Here is a 2667-nt window from a genome sequence, read left to right on the forward strand (position 1 = left end):
AGGCTTCGAGTTCTTTTTGAGTCACCATAATGGCCTATCCTTATACATTGTTAACATTAAGAGTAGGCGGTTACACAGAATCTTTTACAGTCTCCGCTGTGCTCGAACACTTTCCAATATATTTGTTCCCATTATTCCAGCAATAGTAGCATCAGGCTTACTAATGGGATTACTGGGTACATTACGAACATATAATCTAGTTGACTCTCAAAGTACATTATTTGTATTACTGGATATTTTCAGCTCAGCAGCATTTATTATTTTGCCTATTTTAATTGGCTTTACTGCTGCAAAAGAGTTTGGTGGTAATTCTTATCTAGGTGCTACATTAGGCGGTATTTTAACGCATCCTGCGTTGACAAACGCGTGGAGTGTCGCAGGTGGTTTTGAAACTATGCAGCTGTTTAATATGGACATTGCCATGATAGGTTATCAAGGAACAGTTTTTCCTGTTGTGCTTGCAACCTGGTTTATGAGTTTAGTTGAAAAAAATATACGGCGAGTCGTTCCAAATGCTTTAGATATTATATTGACACCATTTATTACTGTTGTGATTACAGGCTTTGTGGCCATGATATTTATTGGTCCTGCAGGTAGAGCTTTTGGTGATGGGATCTCATGGGTTCTGAACGTAATGTATACGCATGTTGGCTGGGTTGCAGGGGTACTGTTTGGGGGTAGCTATTCAGCAATTGTTATTACCGGTATCCATCATAGTTTTCATGCTATTGAAGCTGGCTTGCTAACAAATCCTGAAATTGGCATAAATTTCTTGCTACCTATTTGGGCTATGGCCAATGTTGCTCAAGGTGGTGCGTGCCTTGCGGTATATTTTAAAACAACTAATGAAAAAATTAAGTCGATTGCTGTTCCCTCAGCAGTTTCATCATTGCTGGGTATTACTGAAGCTGCAATATTTGGAATTAATCTTCGATTTATTAAGCCCTTTTTTGCTGCACTTGCAGGAGGGGCTTGTGGTGGAGGTTATGTAGTCTTTAGTAAAGTGGGTATGACAGCTGTTGGTTTAACAGGTTTACCTGGTATGGCTATAATACATTATATTATTGGAATGATAATCGCGTTTACAGTTTCATTTATTATTTCTTACTTACTGAAACATAATACCGAAAATGTATAAAAAAGAACAGTATTATCAGAAGGTTATTACCAGTTTATTGAACGGTATGCACTTCCCTGAAGCTGATTACTATCGGCCTCAATGGCATGTTTCTGCACCCATGGGTTTGCTTAATGATCCCAACGGTCTCGTTCATCATAAAGGAAATTATCATCTATTTTATCAATGGAATCCTTTTTCATGTGAACATGGCATCAAAGCCTGGGGGCACATGATCTCAAAAGATTTAGTGTCATGGAAACATCTTTTTCCCGCACTTATTCCAGAAGAAGAATATGAGTCACATGGCTGTTATTCAGGTTCCGCAATTGTTGTTAATGATCAGATAAAGCTGTTTTATACGGGCAATGTTAAGTTTAAGAAAGGGAGAACAGCCTATCAATGTCTTGCTTTGCTAAATAGTGATGGCAGTGTTCAAAAGCTAGGCTCTGTGATTTCTCTGCCCAAAGGTTATACAGGCCATGTTCGAGACCCAAAAGTGTGGCGGTATGGAGAAAATTATTATGTTGTTTTGGGGGCTCAAGATATCCACAAGCAAGGAAAAGTGATCTGGTATCGATCAAGCGACTTAGAAAACTGGATATTTTTAGGTGAACTGGCTGGCTCAAGGCTTAATGGTTTTGGTGATTTTGGTTATATGTGGGAATGTCCTGACCTTTTTCATTTGAAAGGAAAAGACGTATTACTATTTTGTCCACAGGGATTAACGAAACAAAATGAGTGTTTTGCAAACTTATTTCAGGCTGGTTATGTGATTGGGAAACTTAACTATCAAACCAATAGTTACCAGCATGGTGCTTTTCAAGAACTGGATTTAGGTTTTGATTTTTATGCTCCTCAAACCATGGAAGATGAACAAGGCAGAAGAATACTGATAGGATGGATGGGGTTACCTGATGAGAATGAAGCTTATCATCCCACCATAAAAAGTGGATGGATACACCAAATGACTTGCCCGAGAGTTTTAACTTTAAATAATGGCAAGTTGTGTCAGCAACCTGTTGATGAACTAAAAAATCTCCGTAGCGATAAAATAGAAAGCAGCTCTATCGCTCATGATATACCATCTTTTCCAATGATAAGCTCAGAAATGATAGTAAAAGGAGAAGCTAACTATCAGATAAAATTATCTGATGTTATCTTAATAGAAGTTAATAATATTGGGTTAATATTAAAAAGAAAAAATTGGCGTACTCACTCATGGGAGTCTCGAACTTGGCAAGGCACTCTTGATGAATTACATGTATTAATTGATCGTTCAAGTATTGAATTATTCATCAATAATAGTGATGCAGTGCTCAGCAGTCGTTTTTTTTCAAATAAAGAAAGTGCCAACATTAGCTTCAATGGAGAGGCTATGATTCATCTTATCTACTGGAAATTATCAAAGTAAGCGTATTGCTTTCGCAAATGGTGATTTGATTGCTCTTGACTACCAAGGATGGCATTTAATTACCCATAAATTTGCAATGAATACAAGGTTATGTCACTTTAGTTGCCAAAAGTGGACTTTTGGGCAAAAAACAATG

At 37.5% G+C, this 2667-nt stretch carries 2 protein-coding genes; both read left to right on the plus strand.

The genetic code is table 11. The annotated features are described in order from the left end of the window. Positions 1–1138, plus strand: a 1138-nt coding sequence (locus tag F607_RS32055) for a PTS transporter subunit EIIC (RefSeq protein ID WP_051311854.1), incomplete at its 5' end; no start/stop codon positions are given. Then, positions 1131–2531: a sucrose-6-phosphate hydrolase gene (locus F607_RS0126175; protein ID WP_038292429.1), complete on the plus strand. Its 1401-nt coding sequence runs from the start codon at positions 1131–1133 to the stop codon at positions 2529–2531. The genes F607_RS32055 and F607_RS0126175, both read left to right, overlap by 8 nt. Positions 2532–2667: the final 136 nt, after the last annotated feature.

This window comes from Zooshikella ganghwensis DSM 15267 (assembly GCF_000428585.1).
Classification (GTDB): domain Bacteria; phylum Pseudomonadota; class Gammaproteobacteria; order Pseudomonadales; family Zooshikellaceae; genus Zooshikella; species Zooshikella ganghwensis.

Coding starts and splice junctions, on each gene's coding strand:
- F607_RS0126175 (WP_038292429.1), top strand. CDS start 1,131: ATGTATAAAAAAGAACAGTATTATCAGAAGGTTATTACCAGTTTATTG.